The 17,040-nt window shown below is 56.6% G+C and carries 19 protein-coding genes; 14 read left to right on the forward strand and 5 right to left on the reverse strand.

Going from position 1 to position 17,040, the window contains the following annotated elements:
* The first annotated feature begins 20 nt into the window (after positions 1-20).
* The 12 genes from modA to gltS all read left to right on the forward strand — a co-directional run bounded on the left by modA (position 21) and on the right by gltS (position 8,915).
* Positions 21-845: a molybdate ABC transporter substrate-binding protein gene (gene modA, locus AYI87_RS12155; RefSeq protein ID WP_144202403.1), complete on the forward strand. Its 825-nt coding sequence runs from the start codon at positions 21-23 to the stop codon at positions 843-845.
* A complete protein-coding gene (gene modB / locus AYI87_RS12160; RefSeq protein WP_011863902.1) occupies positions 845-1,525 on the forward strand; it encodes a molybdate ABC transporter permease subunit in 681 nt (226 codons plus the stop codon). The genes modA and modB overlap by 1 nt, the downstream gene beginning before the upstream one ends.
* Positions 1,506-2,615 (forward strand): ABC transporter ATP-binding protein, encoded by a 1,110-nt coding sequence (locus tag AYI87_RS12165; protein ID WP_011863903.1) that lies wholly within the window; start codon positions 1,506-1,508, stop codon positions 2,613-2,615. Before modB ends, AYI87_RS12165 begins: the two co-directional genes overlap by 20 nt.
* 103 nt (positions 2,616-2,718) lie before the next feature.
* Positions 2,719-3,078 carry a NirD/YgiW/YdeI family stress tolerance protein gene (locus AYI87_RS12170; protein WP_144202405.1) on the forward strand — a complete coding sequence of 120 codons (360 nt, stop codon included), beginning with the start codon at positions 2,719-2,721 and terminating at the stop codon, positions 3,076-3,078.
* A gap of 150 nt (positions 3,079-3,228) precedes the next feature.
* A complete protein-coding gene (locus AYI87_RS12175; RefSeq protein ID WP_144202406.1) occupies positions 3,229-3,765 on the forward strand; it encodes a PepSY domain-containing protein in 537 nt (178 codons plus the stop codon).
* A 3-nt stretch (positions 3,766-3,768) separates the two neighbouring features.
* Positions 3,769-4,446, forward strand: a complete 678-nt coding sequence (locus AYI87_RS12180; RefSeq protein WP_011863906.1) for a response regulator transcription factor — start codon at positions 3,769-3,771, stop codon at positions 4,444-4,446.
* Positions 4,447-4,495: 49 nt separating this feature from the next.
* Complete coding sequence (locus AYI87_RS12185) at positions 4,496-5,755, forward strand: sensor histidine kinase (protein ID WP_011863907.1); 1,260 nt, start codon at positions 4,496-4,498, stop codon at positions 5,753-5,755.
* Between the two features lie 12 nt (positions 5,756-5,767).
* Positions 5,768-6,442 (forward strand): TIGR01621 family pseudouridine synthase, encoded by a 675-nt coding sequence (locus AYI87_RS12190; protein ID WP_144202408.1) that lies wholly within the window; start codon positions 5,768-5,770, stop codon positions 6,440-6,442.
* 21 nt (positions 6,443-6,463) lie between these two features.
* Positions 6,464-6,631, forward strand: coding sequence for a YqaE/Pmp3 family membrane protein (locus AYI87_RS12195; RefSeq protein WP_011863909.1), 168 nt, complete (start codon positions 6,464-6,466; stop codon positions 6,629-6,631).
* A gap of 195 nt (positions 6,632-6,826) precedes the next feature.
* Positions 6,827-7,228, forward strand: a complete 402-nt coding sequence (locus AYI87_RS12200; RefSeq protein WP_144202410.1) for a RidA family protein — start codon at positions 6,827-6,829, stop codon at positions 7,226-7,228.
* A 101-nt stretch (positions 7,229-7,329) separates the two neighbouring features.
* Entirely contained in the window at positions 7,330-7,485 is a 156-nt protein-coding gene (locus AYI87_RS12205) for a DUF2986 domain-containing protein (protein ID WP_011863911.1), read from the forward strand.
* A 206-nt stretch (positions 7,486-7,691) separates the two neighbouring features.
* Positions 7,692-8,915: a sodium/glutamate symporter gene (gltS, locus tag AYI87_RS12210; protein WP_144202412.1), complete on the forward strand. Its 1,224-nt coding sequence runs from the start codon at positions 7,692-7,694 to the stop codon at positions 8,913-8,915.
* A gap of 52 nt (positions 8,916-8,967) precedes the next feature.
* On the opposite strand, the gene AYI87_RS12215 is transcribed toward gltS, so the two are convergent.
* Both AYI87_RS12215 and AYI87_RS12220 read right to left on the reverse strand, forming a co-directional pair.
* Entirely contained in the window at positions 8,968-9,219 is a 252-nt protein-coding gene (locus AYI87_RS12215) for a DUF333 domain-containing protein (RefSeq protein ID WP_144202414.1), read from the reverse strand.
* A 75-nt stretch (positions 9,220-9,294) separates the two neighbouring features.
* The gene (locus AYI87_RS12220; protein WP_144202416.1) at positions 9,295-11,832 is read right to left on the reverse strand and encodes a M14 family zinc carboxypeptidase; all 2,538 of its coding nucleotides are present in this window, start codon (positions 11,830-11,832) and stop codon (positions 9,295-9,297) included.
* Positions 11,833-12,039: 207 nt separating this feature from the next.
* Here AYI87_RS12220 and nfuA point away from each other — a divergent pair, with 207 nt between their 5' ends.
* Complete coding sequence (nfuA, locus tag AYI87_RS12225) at positions 12,040-12,618, forward strand: Fe-S biogenesis protein NfuA (protein ID WP_144202418.1); 579 nt, start codon at positions 12,040-12,042, stop codon at positions 12,616-12,618.
* Positions 12,619-12,651: 33 nt separating this feature from the next.
* On the opposite strand, the gene AYI87_RS12230 is transcribed toward nfuA, so the two are convergent.
* The gene (locus tag AYI87_RS12230) at positions 12,652-13,998 is read right to left on the reverse strand and encodes an MATE family efflux transporter (RefSeq protein WP_144202420.1); all 1,347 of its coding nucleotides are present in this window, start codon (positions 13,996-13,998) and stop codon (positions 12,652-12,654) included.
* Positions 13,999-14,020: 22 nt separating this feature from the next.
* On the opposite strand from AYI87_RS12230, the gene AYI87_RS12235 reads away from it, so the two are divergent.
* Positions 14,021-15,067 carry a polysaccharide deacetylase family protein gene (locus AYI87_RS12235; protein WP_144202422.1) on the forward strand — a complete coding sequence of 349 codons (1,047 nt, stop codon included), beginning with the start codon at positions 14,021-14,023 and terminating at the stop codon, positions 15,065-15,067.
* Positions 15,068-15,090: 23 nt separating this feature from the next.
* On the opposite strand, the gene AYI87_RS12240 is transcribed toward AYI87_RS12235, so the two are convergent.
* On the reverse strand, positions 15,091-16,137 hold the full coding sequence (locus AYI87_RS12240) for a chemotaxis response regulator protein-glutamate methylesterase (protein ID WP_144202424.1): 1,047 nt from the start codon (positions 16,135-16,137) through the stop codon (positions 15,091-15,093).
* A 28-nt stretch (positions 16,138-16,165) separates the two neighbouring features.
* On the reverse strand, positions 16,166-16,996 hold the full coding sequence (locus tag AYI87_RS12245) for a CheR family methyltransferase (RefSeq protein ID WP_222116776.1): 831 nt from the start codon (positions 16,994-16,996) through the stop codon (positions 16,166-16,168).
* Positions 16,997-17,040: the final 44 nt, after the last annotated feature.

A 17,040-nucleotide genomic window follows, 5' to 3' on the forward strand; every position in this document is an offset into this window, starting at 1 on the left:
CCCGGTTGATGAGGGTTGAAATGGATTTACTCAGAGGTTTTGTCTTAGGCTGCCTGCTGCTGTTGGGAGTAACCCCAAGCTGGGCGGCCGAGGTGCCGGCCATCGCCGCCGCCTCCAACATCAAGTTTGCCCTGGATAAGATCGCCGCCGACTTTACCAAGGATACGGGCAAGCGGGTGCGCATCTCCTATGGCTCCTCGGGCAACTTCGTGGCGCAGCTGCGTCACGGAGCACCGTTCGAACTTTTTCTGTCGGCAGACGATAAATATATCTATCAATTACATAAGCTTGGTGTAACTCAAAGCGACGGTGAGATCTACGCCATAGGTCGTCTGGCGCTGGCCGCGCCCAAGCGTTCGCCTTTGAGCCTAGATGCCGAGCTGGTCGGCGTTAAGACACTGTTGGAGCAGGGCGGATTAAAGCGTTTTGCCATCGCCAACCCAGATCACGCACCCTATGGCGAGCGCGCCCGGGAGGCGCTGCAACATCTGGGACTCTGGCAACCTCTGCAGCCTTATCTCATCTACGGCGAGAACGTGTCTCAGGCGGCGCAGTTTGCCCTGAGCGGCTCTACCGATGGCGGCATCGTCGCCCTGTCGCTGGCGATGGCGCCTCAGTTTCGCGCCGCCAGCCACTATGTGGCGCTGCCGAGCGAGTGGCATTCGCCCATGAATCAGCGCATGGTGCTGACGCCTAAGGCGGGGGAGACCGCCAAGGCCTTCTATGCCTACCTGTCGCAGGCGAAGGCGAGGGCGGTGTTCCTCGAGTTTGGCTTCGGTCTGCCAGGTGACAGCCTGGGCAATGAAGTCGCTGATGCTGCTAACAAGCCGGCCGGAGACTACTGATGGATTGGCAGGCGCTGCTGCTTTCGATCAAGTTAAGCTGTGTCACTGTGCTGGTGTTGATCCCATTTGCCATCTGGGCCGGTCGCTTCCTGGCTTACCGTCAATTTAGAGGCAAGTCCTGGCTGGAGGCGCTGATCATGGTGCCTCTGGTATTGCCGCCGACGGTGATCGGCTACTACCTGCTGGTGGGGCTGGGCAGCCAATCCTGGCTGGGTCAGACGTTAGAAGCCCTGCTGGGGCAGCAGCTGGTGTTCCACTTCTCTGGCTTGGTGGTGGCCTCAGTGCTGGTCAATATTCCCTTTGCCATACAGCCGATTCAGCGCGCCTTCGAGTCAGTGCCCGAAGAGGTGCGCGACGCCGGTGCCTGCTGCGGCATGAGCCCGGCCAAAGTGTTGTTTAAGATAGAGCTGCCCCTGGTGTGGCCCGGTGTGCTGACCGCGCTGGTGCTCTGTTTCTCCCATGTGTTGGGCGAGTTTGGTGTGGTGCTAATGATGGGCGGCAATATCGCCGGCGAGACCAAGACGATCGCCATCTCCATCTATGACAGTGTGCAGGCGTTCGATTTCGCCGCAGCTGGGCAGATGTCACTGCTGCTCCTGCTGTTTGCCATCACAGCGCTGGCGCTCACCACGAGTCTGTCCCGTCGATTAGGAGGCGTGAGTGTCTCAAGACGTCGCTGATCTCAGTTGTAAGATCTTCCAGCAAGAGGGGATCGCGCTGGACGCCGAGTTTGTCTGCAAGGCAGGCGAAGTGCTGGCGGTTGTTGGCCCCTCGGGCGGCGGTAAGTCGACCCTGATGCGGATGATCGCCGGACTGACCAAACCTGAATCGGGCGAGATTCGCTATGGTGACAGCGTCTGGTTCAGCAGCGAGAGCGGCCGCTATCTGACGCCACAGCAACGCCACCTTGGCTATGTACCGCAGCATTTTGGTCTGTTTCCCAACATGACGGCCCTGGCCAACGTGGTAGCCGCGCTGGATCATATTCCTAAGGCTGAGCGGGTCGCGCGGGCCAAAGACTGGCTCGAGCGGGTAAACCTTCACGGCTTGCCGGACAGACTGCCAGCCAACTTGTCCGGTGGTCAGCGCCAGCGGGTGGCCCTGGCAAGGGCCCTGGCCCGTGAGCCCAGAGTCCTGTTGCTGGACGAACCTTTCTCCGCCGTCGACAGGGAGACCCGCGAGCGTCTTTATCTCGAGCTGGCCCGGCTCAAGGAGCAGCTGGCGATCCCTGTGATCATGGTGACCCACGATCTTAACGAGGCGTTGCTGCTGGCCGATCGCATGATCCTCATCAGTCAAGGCACCCTGCTGCAGCAGGGCAGTCCGCGGGAGGTGTTAAGCCGTCCGCGCAACGAGGCGGTCGCCAAGCAGATGGGGCTGAGAAACCTGTTCGACGCCCATGTGGTAGCCCAGGAGGCGGAGCGGCAGATCACCTGGCTCAGGTTTGGCGAGCATTTGATAGCAGGTAACTACTGCGAGCAGCTGGCCATTGGGGCCAAGGTGCGCTGGGTGATCCCCAATCAGGGGGTGAGGTTTAACTCCATCACCAAGGGGCGCCTGTGTCGCAGCTTCAACAAGCTCAGCATCACCATAGAGTCCTGCCTCAGCATGGGGGAGACCATGCGCATCCTCGCCAGCATCAAGGGGGTGAAGCATCACCTCAATGCCGAGGTGCCGCTGCATTTCGCCCAGAAGATGGGCTTGGCGCCCGGCGTGGAGACAGAGGTGGCCCTCAAGTCTGAGCTGATCCATATCCTGGAAAATGACTAAGCTGTTACGCCGCTGAATAGAATATGATCAATCCTTAATACGGCTTCCATCTCCCCGATATTTGCCGTCATCTATCCTAGGGTATTAAGACTCGAGGAGACACATGATGCAGAAGAAACTCACCGGCACCCTTATCCTTTCTTGCGTACTCACCCTGCCGGCCTTCGCCGCCTACAACGGCCCCAAGGCGGGCGGCGTGATCCAGCAGGCTAGCGACGCCCACACGGCCAAAGATGACACACCAGTGGAGCTGACAGGCAAGCTGATCAAGAGCCTGGGCGATGAGAAATACCTGTTTCGCGACAGCAGCGGCGAAGTCGAGGTGGAGATAGACAACGCCCTGTGGCGTGACATTGAGGTCTCCAGCGATACAACTGTCACCCTGAGGGGCGAGGTGGACGACGAATGGCGCGGTATCGAGATAGAGATCGACAGCATAGAGTTGGTAGAGCAGGCGCATTAGGCCAAGACCAACGCGCTGGCATGGGTGAAATGGGCCAAATGAGTTTAAACTAAATTTAATCTTGAAAGCCCTAAGCCTCTCGTCTATCCCATTGGTACTGGGATTTTTTGCGTGTAAGATACCGATATTGAAGAATTTAATGGAGGAGCTATGGCTCGTTGGTTTATCAGTTTAATGCTGTTGTCTGGACTGGCGGGGGCGAATGCGGCCCAGGCCAATCCGGCAGTGCTTGAGTTGCTATCGGATAGCCAAAGCCTGACTCCACAGAAGATGATCCAGCAGGCGGAGAAGAGCTACCCTGGGGTGATATCCGAGTTTCAGATCGATGTGGAAAATGGTCAGTTGATCTATGAGATCAGCATGATCAACACCAAGGACGACACCATCAGCGAATTTGAGTTCTGGGCCAAAGATGGCCGACTCATTCGCCAGAAGGTAGAGGCCCTAGAGGCCGACGATAAGGATGAGCTCAAGGCGGTGCGCCTGCTCAAAGAGATGGAGCAGAGCTTCTCGCAACTGCTTAAGCTGGCCATGGGTGACAGCAACGCCCATATTCTCGAGGCGCAGCTGGATCACGACCTGGGCATCAGCTACTTGGAACTCAAGCTTATCGATGCCAACGGCAAACATAAGATAGCCTTCGATATCGAAAATCAGCGGCCTTTGCCCCTGTTGAAGTGGGATTAACAGATGAAAATATTACTGGTAGAAGATGATGCGACCACCACAGAGTATGTGGTCAAGGGATTTGCCGAACAGGGGCACAATATCGAAACCGCTAGCGACGGCCATCAGGGCCTGCTGCTGGCCACCAGTATGCAGTATGACCTGGTGATACTGGACCGCATGCTGCCGCAGCTCGACGGCCTCAAGCTATTGGCGGCGCTGCGTGCGACCGGCAACCAGACACCGGTACTCATCCTGTCGGCGCTGAGCCATGTGGACGAGCGCGTCAAGGGCCTCAGAGCCGGTGGCGACGACTACATGACCAAGCCCTTTGCCTTCTCCGAACTCTTGGTGCGCGCCGAGAAGCTGATGCAGCGTGGTAACTCAGCGCCGGCGCAGACAGAGCTTAAGGTGGGCGAGTTGGTCATGGAACTGCTGACTCGCAAGGTAACCCTGGCGGGCAGCGAGATCTTGCTGCAACCCAAAGAGTTTCAACTGCTCAAGTACTTGATGGAACACCCGAATCAGGTGATCAGCCGCACCCTCTTGTTCGAGGCAGTGTGGGATTACCATTTCGATCCTCGCACCAATGTGATCGACGTGCATATCGCCAAGCTGAGACGTAAGTTTGAAGAGCTGGGCTTTGGCGAGCTGATCGAAACGGTTCGAGGGGCTGGCTATCGCCTCCGTCAAGGGCATTAGACCCTATCAGAGTAGTGCCTGGCGCATTACCATCATCTTCTCGGCCCTGGTGACCCTGATTATCGGCACTCTGTTGTTTGGCATGTATCGCCAACTGATCAACGAGCAGGAGCTGCAGACCAATCAGCACCTCGCGGCAGAGAAGCTGCGTTATCAACAGATGGCGCTTACCCTGGACAGACGCAGCTTCGCCACCCAGATCCGCACCGCCGATCCCAAGACGGCCCTGGTGGTGTGGCGCAGCTCGCTTGATCTGGTGGGGGCCCTGAGCCTGATGCCGGATGATATGCCGCTGCTGCCCGAGACGCGTGACTTTCCCATTCTCACCAGCGGGCCGGACAAGCTGCATATTCTTACCGGTGGCTTGGTGATCACCCGTTATGGTCCCGTGCTGATCGCGACCCGTACCGATCAACTGGCCACCCTGATTGAGCGCTTCGTCAACGCGGCCATCACGGCGCTGATGTTGACTATCGTGCTGACCCTGGCACTGGGCTACCTGTTTTCCAAGGCGATTCTGCGCCGTCTGGTACAGTACAATCGCCTGAGTCGCCGCATCGAACGGGGTGAGTATTCCACCCGACTGCCGGTGAGCTGGCGCCAGGATGAGTTCGATATGTTGGCGGGTAACTTTAACCAGGTGCTGGATACCCTGGAGGCTAACCTGCACGCGGTACGCGGCGCCACCGACAATATTGCCCACGATCTCAGAACTCCGCTGTCTCACCTGAGGATAGGCCTGGAGCAGCTACCGCAGCGGCCCGCCGAGGAGTTGGACGAGGCCAGTGCGATTCTGATCGAGGAGCTGGATCACTGCCTGGCGACCTTCGATGCCATGCTATCTCTCACTCGCATCGAGGAGGGGCAGCAGGATCTCGAGCTACAACCCTTGAGCCTTAACGACTTGTGTCAGGATTTGTTCGAGATGGCCGAGGCGATGGCCGAATCCAATGGCCAGACCCTGAGCCTGTCGCTTGACCAAGACTATAGCGTGATGGGGGATAAATACTTGCTGTTTCAGGCGCTGTTTAACCTGGTGGACAACGCCATCAAGTATTCCGGCGAGGGCGCCAAGATTGAGATAATCCAGCAAGGCAACGAAATACTGATCCGCGATAACGGGCCGGGTATCCCTGATGATGCCACCGAGAAGGTGTTCGATCGTCTGGTGCGTCTGGATCCGAGCCGTCACAACAAGGGTACGGGATTGGGGCTTTCGCTGGTCAAGGCGATCCTGCAACGTCATAATGCCCGCATCGAGCTCTCCGATAACCAGCCTGGGTTGCAGGTGAGCATACGTTTTTCATAGGGCCGACATTCCATGTACAAGATCATTGCCGACGAGACCGACTTTTTGGTGATCGACAAGGCGCCGGGCGTTCATTTTCATAGTCAGGATGGCAGCGCAGGCGTGATGGCGCAGCTGGAGCGGGATCTCGATATCAAGCTCTATTCTGTGCATCGCCTGGATACCATGACATCTGGCCTGCTGCTGTTTGCCAAGTCGAGCGAGGCGGCGGCAGCCTTTACCCAGCGCTTTAGCGAGCACAAGGTGCAAAAGTACTATCTAGCGCTGGCCAAGGGCAAGCCGAAGAAGAAACAGGGCAGTATAGTGGGTGATATGGCCAAGTCCCGTCGCAGCATGTACAAGCTGCTGCGCAGCAAGGAGAATCCGGCGATCACTCAGTTTTTCTCCCAGTCGGTGGCCGAGGGGCTGCGCCTCTATCTGCTTAAGCCGCTGAGTGGTAAGACACACCAACTCAGGGTGGCGCTAGCCAGCCTGGGGGTGCCGATTCTCGGTGACCAACTCTATGGCGGCGAGGATGCCGACCGTGGCTACCTGCATGCCTACGCCTTAGGCTTTGAGTGGCAGGGGCAGGAGTATGCTTATCATCAGGCGCCGGAGCAGGGCGAGGCATTTAGCCTGGATGGGGTAAAAAACCAGTTGCAAACATGGAGTAAGTCTGAGAAGTTAGATTGGCCAAAACGAAATTGATTTAATTAAGGAAGCCCGTCTATGGATACCAATAAACTACTGCTGGTCATCATCGCCATCCTGTTGCCACCGGTTGCCGTCTTCTTGAAGAGCGGTGTCGGCAAGGATCTGCTGATCAACATCATTCTCTGCCTGCTGTTCTTTATCCCAGGCCTGTTGCACGCCCTGTGGGTGGTGACTAAGTCTTAGTGAGGCTCAGTCTTAGCTTGTTAGAGGCTAAGTGTTAGCCTGTTTGAGATTAGATGATAGCGCGGCCTAGGCTGCGCTTTTTTTTTATGATTGATTGTCACCCTTAACCTGAATCATGAGTTCAGGTGTCCTGTCTTTTTCTCCGTATCCTTAGCGGCCAGACTAACTTCTCTTAACGTGAATGAGGGAGAGAAGATGAATAAGATCTGGAGTCCGGATACCCTGGCGGCCCCTGCGACTAACTACCATCAATGTGCGTTGGTTTCACAGCCCTCACGCTGGCTGAATATTGCCGGACAGCTGGGCATAGACCCGCAAGGCACACTTGCGCCAGATACCGAGGGGCAGATAGTACAGGCGTGGGAAAATCTGAGCGCCGTGCTACAGGCCAACGACATGGATCTACAAGACTTGGTATCGGTGCGACTCTATCTGGTCGACCGTGGCGATCTGCCTGCTTACCAAGCCGCCAAGGCGCGTTTAGGCTTCGATGTGGGCGGACTGCCGACCACCTTGCTCTTGGTTCAGGGGCTGTTCGACCCGCTGTGGCGGGTTGAGATAGAGGCGCAGGCGGCTAAGGCATTCGAGGGGGACTAGGCGGCTTTCGCTGTACACAAGCTGAACTGACTTGCGGTAAAATTGTACTGTTAACTTTCTGATAACCCAATGGGGCGGCGTTTTAGGCTATAATCGCCGCCATGAACAGAAAGAAGAAAATCAATCAAACACTTAAGGCCAAGGCGAAGAAGGCGAACGCTAAACTTCATCGCTCAGGTAAGCCTAAGTATATCGCCAAAGCCGAACGCGAACGACTCGCCGAGGCGGCAGAAGCACCCGCTGAATTCGTCTCTTAGATTAGGGACCTTCCTCAATCCATTTTCATTCGTCCCCTTGGGGCTTTTCGCCGACCTCTTTCCCTCGTTAGCCTTTGGACGGGCTACACTTTGGAGATATGCCCGGCGTGAGCGACCCAAGACCGGGTAATGATTGGGCGGCTGAACAGCCCACCCAATGACAAGGCAAGATAGGCCTGTATGGCTATCGCCTAATAAGGAGAACCATGAATACTGTTTATACCGTTGGAGAGCTGGAGTCATTTCTAGTGGCGATCTTAGTGCTCTTTATTGGCCATTCGGTAAATCGTCACGTGGCATCGTTTCGCAAATATAATATTCCCGAACCCATAGTGGGTGGTCTACTGGTGGCGGCGGTGATCACCATACTGCACTCCTACAACATCTCGCTTGAGTTTTCTCTGTCGATGCAAAACACCCTGATGCTGATGTTCTTCAGCAGCGTGGGGCTGGCGGCCAGCTACAAGCTATTGATGAAGGGGGGAAGCAAGGTATTCCTCTTCCTGGCGATCGCCTCGCTCTACATCATCATTCAGAATGCCGTCGGCGTCAGCATGGCGACCGCACTGGGGCTGGAGCCTTTGATGGGACTGATCGCCGGGTCGATCACCCTGTCAGGCGGGCACGGCACGGGAGCCGCCTGGGCACAGACCTTCTCGGAACAGTACGGCATCAACACCCTGGAGCTGGCGATGGCGGCGGCGACCTTCGGCCTGGTGATGGGCGGTATTATCGGCGGCCCGGTAGCTCAGCGTCTGATCAACAAGAATGGCCTGCTCTCTTCCTACGGTGTAGGGGGAAATCACCACAAGGACCATCCTGACTTGGTGACCTATGACCAGCTGGAAGAAGACAGGGTCACGGCCAAGAGTATCCTGGAGGTGCTCTTCATCCTCCTGCTGTGTGTCGCCGGGGCCAAGTGGTTTGGCTCTCTGATCGCCTACCTGGATATCGGCTGGTTGAAGATGCCTGACTTTGTCTATGCGCTCTTCTTCGGTGTGGTGATCACTAATATCACAGAGGTGTCCCGCGGCTTTAAGATCAACCGCGAGTGTGTCGACGTCCTGGGTACCGTCTCACTGGCGCTCTTCCTCGCCATGGCCTTGATGAACCTTAAACTGTGGGAGATCTTCGACCTGGCGGTGCCGCTGCTGATCATACTCCTGGCGCAGACGGCCGTGCTGGCGGTATTTGCCTACTGGATCACCTTCAAGCTGATGGGCGCCAACTATGATGCCGCCGTCATGGCAGGCGGTCACTGTGGTTTCGGCCTGGGTGCCACGCCGACGGCCGTGATGAACATGGGCGCCCTGGTGTCGCGCACGGGGCCATCGCCGCAGGCCTTTATGGTGGTGCCTATCGTCGGTGCCTTCTTCATCGACATAGTCAATGCCATCATATTGCAGGGCTATCTCAGCTTTATCGGCTAGCGCCAGTATCTGAGCATCAAGCATTAAAAAAGCACCCTAGGGTGCTTTTTTGTTATGGGTTTTGCGCCTGTGGATGATCCCGGCGGTAGAGATCCCAGTGCTCTATCCGCTCACCACTTGGCAGGGTGCAGATGCCGCTGTCCAGATCGAGCGCGCCGTCTAAGGATTCGCAGTAGACCGCGGCTGGGTTGGCCATAGACAGTGGTTTGGACTCTGCGGCGTCTTGCTCCTTGCCTACCTGCGTCTGACAAGCCGCTAAGCCAAGGGTGAAAAGTAGCGCCGCTATGGTGTGGGATATCTTCATGTCATTTTCCTATTCTCTGATTAGCGATTAACCCCTTATAACGTTGGCGCGTCGAAAAAGGGTTAAGCGCGAAGATCAATTTAGGGCCGGAATGAAGTAGAGGCTGTTGGCGTACACCTTCTGCGAGCCGAGCCAGATATTGCGAAACAAGAGGTTATCAGCCAGGGCGACCAGGGCACCCTTGCCGTGTCGCTCCACCACAATGGCTGGAGTCTGACTCAGGCTGCGCTGATATTCCTCGGCCAGGAAACCATCCAGCAGGGGCTCGTCGGCATAGCTGGCGGCCGTGACGAAGGGGGCCTGGCTCTTACTCAGGCCAAGCACCTTGTTTTTTAGCACGGGTAGGCGATTAGTACCCAGGCCAAAGGTGATGGGGTGGCTGGTGTCGAGATCCAGCGCCAACACGGCGCCGCCGATCGACTGGCGGGCATCCAGCTTAGCCTTATCGCCAAAAGAGAGACCATCGGTGGCAAACATCTGGCTGAAGTAGCGTTTCTCTCTGATGTCGCTCTTGAGCAGGTTGCCCTTGGAGAGCCACTGTAGCGCGCCTTTCTGCGCGACGATCACCCCGCCTTCAATGGCGAACTGTCCCAGTTTGCGGGCATATTTCTCATCCAGATTGGCATAGCTGCCATCCATCAAAAACACATGGGTGTAGGGTGTCAGCTCTATGCTCGGCAGGCGACTGACGTCCACCTGAGTCAGGGGCGCGCCAATAAGATTATCCATGAAATACCAGAGTTCACCCACCTCGGCCGACGAGGTGCCGTAGCCGGTGACAACCAAGGCCTTGATGGGGGCGATGTCGTGAAAATCCGGGCTGCCGAGATCTATTCCTGAACTGGCGAGTCCACTATCGACTCCCTGTAGCTGGACCCGGTACTGCTCGGCAAGTACCGCTAGCCTGCCGATCAGTTCCCTCGGCGTCATGGCGGCCTGGGCCACAGGGATCTGCAGGGTGCCGGCCTCCATGTTCAGGGGCTGGCCATCGACCTTGAGGCTAAAGGGTTTGGCGGCAAATTTGACCCTAATGCCCTCGCTAAGCAGGGTTTGTAGCATGGGCGCGGCGTTTTGCTGTCGCCAATCGATCAACACCGCGACGTTATTACTGCTCAGGGGGCCGGGCACTCTGGCTTGCGGCTCGGTGAGCAGGTCGTCGACATTCAGGTTAACGTTGCGGGCCATCTGCAGGTTATAGGAGAAGGCGAGGTTCCAGCTGGAGACATCGTAGAAGGTAGCGTCTTCAAATTCGGTGCGAAGATCGAACATCGCCAGCAGCAGTGTCTTCTGCGGCTGATTGATGGGGACAAACAGGCTGTCGTCCTGGCTGTATTGGTGTCTGCCCTGCTGCATCTTGTCCTTGAGATAGAAGAAGGCGATTCCATGTCGGCTCAGTAGATCTGCGAGATCATCGCGTCTGCCGGGATCCCCCGGCGCGCCGAGCAGGAAGCCGGCTTCGCGGCCCGAAGGTGGGTGTTTGTCTTTACGCTGGTAGAAGCGGCTCTGATACTGCTTCAGCTCATCTGCCAGTGCCAGGGCCCCCTTGAGGCTGGAGAAGGAGGTGGCTATCTGGTTGTCTATGGCCTGGCTAAAACGTAACAGGCCATTCTCTGAATCCTGCTGCTGGCCGCGTACGCTGGCCTGTTCAAACAGTATGCCCACGGCGCCGTTGATATCTGGGTAGGTCGAGCCTTTACCATAGTAGAAGTCGTCAAACATCTGCTTGGTGAAGTAGCGCTGCTTGCTCTCATCCAGCGCCTTGGCGTGGAAACTGGCGAGCTTTGAGGTTATCGCCTGATTCTCTTTGGGGGTCAGCGGATGGGTGCGTGTCGGCACGCCCGGCTGGAAGAAAAATGTCTGGTTATGGCCCATCTCGTGGAAGTCGCCCAGGTAGTGCGGCTGCCACTTGTGGAACAGGGCGATGCGCCCCAGGGACTCGGGATGACGCAGGAACAGCCAGTCGCGGTTCAAGTCGGCAAAATAGTGGTTACGCCTGCCGGCCGGCCAGTTTTGTCGGTGCTCGTTGTGATTCTCATCGCTCACCTTTACCTTGCCTGTGTAGTTGTTGGTCCAGGTAGAGAAGCGATCCAGGCCGTCGGGGTTTTGCGATGGGGTGATCAGCACCACGGCCTTGTCCAGCAGTTCCTGGACCCAGGGCTCCTGACTCTGGCTGAGGCGATAGCCGACCTCAAGCGCTGCATGGGCGCCGCTGGCCTCGTCGCCATGGATCGAATAGGCCAGCCAGATGATCAGCGGCCCGTTGGGTGCCTTACCCGCTTTCACTTGCTGACGTCCCTGGACTATCTCTGCCAGCCTGGCCTGATTAGCGGCTGAGGTGATCACTGCCGTAAGCTGCTGTCTGGCCTCGTGGCTCTGTCCCGTCGATTCCAGGCTGACTCTGGGGCTGTTTTGGGCCAACTGCTTGAGGTAATAGTTGATCTGATCGTGGCGCAGATGCCACTGGCCGAGGGGATAACCGAGAAATTCGCTGGGCGACGCTAAGCTGCTGGTACTCTGGGTAGTGGACGCGACTGAGATCACGCTTTGGGCATTTGTCGCAAAGCCTACGAGCAGGAGGACGATAGAAAGCAGCAAAAGGCAGAGTCGCAGCATGGTAATGCTCTTTATTATTGTATATAAAGGCTAAATTAACAGTTAGGCCAATGAGTTTCCAGCTTCCGACCTGACTTTAGAGCATACTGCCAAGGCAAAAATCTCACGACTATTAGACAAAGGGGCTACAAAGCTGATGATAGTCGGAGTATTATAGGCTTAATTCTTACTAAAACACTCGGGTTTATCCTGACGGAGCATGTCTTAATGATCACCATTTCCGATGCAGCTCAGGCGCATTTTGTTAAGCTACTCGCTGACCAGCCTGAAGGAACTCATATTCGCGTTTTTGTTATCAGCCCAGGTACCCCTTCGGCTGAGTGTGGCGTGTCTTACTGTCCGCCGGATGCCGTAGAGGCAGACGACATCGAACTCGAATTTAATGGTTTTCATGCCATGGTGGATGAGAAGAGTGCTCCTTTCCTCGAAGAGGCTTCGATCGATTTCGTCACCGACCAGCTGGGTTCACAACTGACCCTGAAGGCGCCCAATGCCAAGATGCGTAAGGTCGATGCAGACGCGCCACTGAAAGAGCGTATCGAATATGTGATCCAGTCTGAGATCAACCCACAGCTGGCTAGCCACGGCGGTAACATCATGCTGGTGGATATCGACGAAGCCGGTATCGCTATCCTGCAATTCGGTGGTGGCTGTAACGGTTGTTCTATGGTGGACGTGACCCTGAAAGATGGCATCGAGAAGCAGCTACTGGATATGTTCCCTGGCGAGCTGACCGGGGTGCGCGATGTCACCGAACACCAACACGGTGAACACTCTTACCAATAAATGGTAAGCAAGCAGACAGCGGGATGACTTAGGTCATCCCGTTTTCGTTAGGGTATTACTCAATCGATAGCGGTAGTCCAGCGCTAGGCTGAGGCTGCGGGTTAGCATAAACAGACTCATGGCGGCCCACAGGGCATGGTTGCCATAGCCCTGCAACAGTAGCCATGTGGGGAAGAAGACCCCGAAGGTGGCGAGTATCATGGTGTTGCGCATCGCCTTGCCTTGGGCGGCGCCGATATAGACGCCATCAAACAGGTAAGAGCCGAAGGCGAGTAGCGGTAGGGCGACAACCCAGCCCAAGTAGGCCTGCGCCTCCTGGCGCACCTCAGAGATGTTGGTCAGCAGATTGATGACCTGCTCGCCCCACAGGGCAAAAAACAGGGTAAACAGCAGGGCAAAGATGGCCGACCAGAGCACGGCCAGGGTGACGCTTTGGGTCAGGCGCTCATGGCTCTTTTCGCCCACGGCCCGGCCCACCTCGGCCTCACCATAATAGGCGATGCCATCCAGGGCGTAGGAGATGAGCAGCAAAAGGTTGAGCAGCACGGCGTTGGCGGCCACCGTATTGTCGCCCAGGTTCGCTCCCTGAAAGGTCATGAAGGCGAAGGCGAGTTGCAGGCAGAGGCTACGGATAAAGATATCCAGATTGAGGCGCACCAGGCGCTGGTAGCTATTGAGCGATAGGCTGCGGAGTAGGGGAAGGAACTCGAAACCTCCCTCTCGCTTGATGGTGCGCACCACCATGCTGGCGGCCACGGCAAAGCCCGTCATGTCCGCCAGTACAGAGGCCAGAGCGGCCCCTTCGACACCCCAGCCTAACCCCATCACGAACAGCACATCCAGTAGTATGTTAGTGATGTTGGCGGCGATGAGCTGCCACATGGCGGCCTTAGGCTGCTGGCGCCCCAGCAGCCAACCCAGCAGGGCCAGGTTAACCAGGGCAAAGGGAGTTGACCAGATGCGGATGTTAAAATAGGCCTGGCTGTAATACTGCACCTGCTCGCTTGCGTCGGAGAGCGCCATCGCCGCGGTGATTATGGGTTGCTGCAGGAGTAGCACCAGCAGGGAAAGCAGCAGCGCCAGGCTGGCCGACTGCATCAGGAGGCGGTACTGGGTCTGAAGCTCCTTGGCGCCGAAGGCCTGCGCCGCCAGACCTGTGGTCGACATGCGCAGGAAGCCCAGAATCCATAAAATCAGGGTGATCACCGTTGACCCGACGGCGACTCCCCCTAAATAATAGGCGTTACTCAAGTGTCCCACGACGGCAGTATCGACCAGCCCCAGCAGGGGAACCGTAATGTTAGACAGAATCATAGGCACGGCGAGCGCGAACAACTGGCTGTTTTTCTGTTTATTTAACAATAAGTTTAGTGGCGACATAGACTCTCAGAGGTTACTCAATATGTTTAGAAGCGTGATTGCAGCGCTATTGGCCTGTCTCAGTTATTCGGCTCATGCTGTGGTGATTCTACAATATCATCATGTATCCGAGGATACCCCTATGGTGACCAGTGTGACACCTGCTCAGTTCAGAGAGCAGATGAGCTACCTGAGGGAGAATGGCTTCAAGGTCAAACCCTTGACCCAAGTGGTCGAGGCGATAAAGCAGGGACGAGAGCTGGCAGACAAGACGGTGGCCATCACCTTCGATGATGGCTATCAGAACATTGCCGATACCGCTCATCCTATCTTGAAGGAGTTCGGCTATCCCTACACCATCTTTATCTCCATCGACCCCATAGAGCGTAAGCATAAGAATGTGATGAGTTGGGCGACCCTGAAACGCCTGAGTAATGAGGGGGTGACGCTGGCCAACCATAGCTGGGGTCATGAGCATCTTATCCGCCGTCTACACGGTGAGGATGAGCAGGTTTGGCTGAGTCGGATTACAGATAATCTACTTGCCACCGAGGCCGAGATAGAGGCGAAAACTGGCCAGAGTGTGAAGATGTTAGCCTATCCCTATGGCGAATATAATACGGCCATCGAGGCGCTGGTGGATAAGCTGGGCTTCGTGGGCTTCGGCCAGCAGTCTGGCGCTGCAGGCGGTTACTCTTCGCTTACCGCCTTGCCGCGCTTCCCTGTGGCGGGTGCCTATGCGGATCTCACCTCGCTCAAGGCCAAGCTCTATAGCCTGAATATGCCTGTGCTGGTGATCACCCCGCGCAATACCCAACTGCCCCAGGGGCGGTGGCGACCCGAGATGCAGGTGACCTTAGATATGACAGATATCGTCGCCAGCCAAGTGATGTGCTTCGTCCAGGGCCAAGGCGCCATGAAGCCGAGCTGGGAGAGTGAAGATACCTTTAGCATACGGGCGGTGACAGACCTGCCACCGGGGCGTTCGCGCTACAACTGCACAGCCCCAAGCAAGGCAAGCGGACGCTATTATTGGTTCTCCCAGGCCTGGGTCAGGCCGAAAAATGACGGCACCTGGGTGAAGGAGTAGATTAGATCGATGTGTCACAAGAGCTAGGAGATCTCCGCCGTCTTGCTGGTGTTGAGTAGCTGCATCAGCCGGGCGGGGATCTTGTCCAGATGCAGTATCTCCTTGTGAGCATTGAGCTCGGCGGCGGCGCCTGGCATGCCCCATACCACTGAGCTGGCCTCATCCTGTATTATGGTGTGACTGCCGGCAGCCTTGAGGCGTTCCAGCCCCAGGGCTCCATCTTTTCCCATTCCCGTTAGCAGTATACCTATGGTGTTGGCCCCATAGCAGTCGGCGATACTGTTGAATAGCACATCCACTGCGGGCTTATGTCGATTGACCGGATCTGAGTCCAGTAGCTTGGTATAGAGCCTGCCGCCGTGTTTCTCCACCGTGAGATGAGCATCCCCAGGGGCCAGATAGGCGGTGCCTGACGCTATGAGCTCGCCGCCCTTGGCCTCGATCACCTTCATCGCCGAATGGCTGTCCAATCGTTTGGCGAAGGAGAGGCTAAAGGCGGCAGGAATATGTTGGGTGATCACTATGGGCGGCGTATTTGCTGGCAGTGGGGTGATCACCCGCTGGATCGCCTCGGTCCCACCGGTCGAGGCGCCGATGGCGATCAACTTGTCCCCGGTAAGGGCAAACTTGTTGCTGGTGGCGATCTGAACAACCGGCCGGGTGAGCGGCTTAACATGGCTGACGGCGGCGGTGCGCACCTTGTCGATCAGCTCATCGGTATAATCCAGCAATGTATTGGTGAGATCCGACTTGGGCTTAGAGATAAAGTCCACCGCGCCTAGGGCCAACGCCTCAAGGGTGATCTCGGCGCCTTTGTGGGTCAGGGTAGAGACCATGACGACCGGCATGGGCCTGAGCTTCATCAGGTTGCGCAGAAAGGCGATGCCGTCCATCTTGGGCATCTCGATATCCAGAGTCAGCACATCTGGATTGAACTGCTTGATCAGGCTTCTGGCCTCATAGGGGTCTTCGGCGGTGGCGACCACCTTGATATCCGGCGCCTGTGAGAGCATATGGGTAAGCAGCTGCCTGACCAGAGGTGAGTCATCTATGATCAATACTTTTATCATATGGCGCCATCCTTTTGCGTTATCTGGCTCATACGCCGACACCGAGTCGTTGCCGCACTAGAGCAGCGTGTTGAGGTTGATAGATGGTTTGGCCGATCAATTTGAAATCGCTCGAGATATTATGCAACGTCTCCGAATGACCGATAAACAGGTGACCATCGTCGGCGAGCAGTCGCCGAAACTGGCGGATGATCTTCACCTTGGTCTGGGCATCGAAGTAGATGAGCACGTTGCGACAGAAGATGAGATCGAAGGGGCCATGCATGGGCCATTCGCCCAACAGATTTAGTTGTTTGAAGTGGATGAGTCGCTTGAGTGAGTCGCACAGCATGACCTCGCCGGGATGGGGCCCGGGTTCCACATATTGGTTCAGCAGCGCCCTGGGCAGGTTGGCCATCGCCTCCTGGCTGTAGATACCGGCCCTAGCCTTGTTCAGCACGTTAGTGTCGAGATCTGTGGCGAGGATCTTGAGATCCCAGCTGGCGGACGGAAAGTGTTTCGCCAGGGTCATGGCGATGCTGTAAGCCTCTTCGCCGGTGGAGCAGGCCGACGACCAGACGCGCAGGCGGCGATTGCGTCTCTGTTGCCACTGAGGCACCAGGTGCCGCTCCAGGTAGTCGAAGTGGTGGGCCTCGCGAAAGAAGGAGGTGAGGTTAGTGGTCAGGGCATTGATGAAGTTGATCAACTCGCCGCCGTCGTCCTCTAGCCTCTGGCAATACTGATGGAAATTGTTCAACTTGAGTGCGCGCAGGCGTCTGCTGAGGCGCGAGTAGACCATGTGCTGCTTTCTGTCTGGCAACACTATGCCCGACTCGCGATAGGCAAGCTGTCGAATAAATTCGAAGTCTTGCTGCGCCATCGGAAATTCCTTTTCATTGCTCTGTTCCAATTGCATCCCCTAGC

It is taken from the genome of Shewanella sp. KCT (genome assembly GCF_007636505.1).
GTDB classification, from domain to species: Bacteria; Pseudomonadota; Gammaproteobacteria; order Enterobacterales; family Shewanellaceae; genus Shewanella; species Shewanella halotolerans.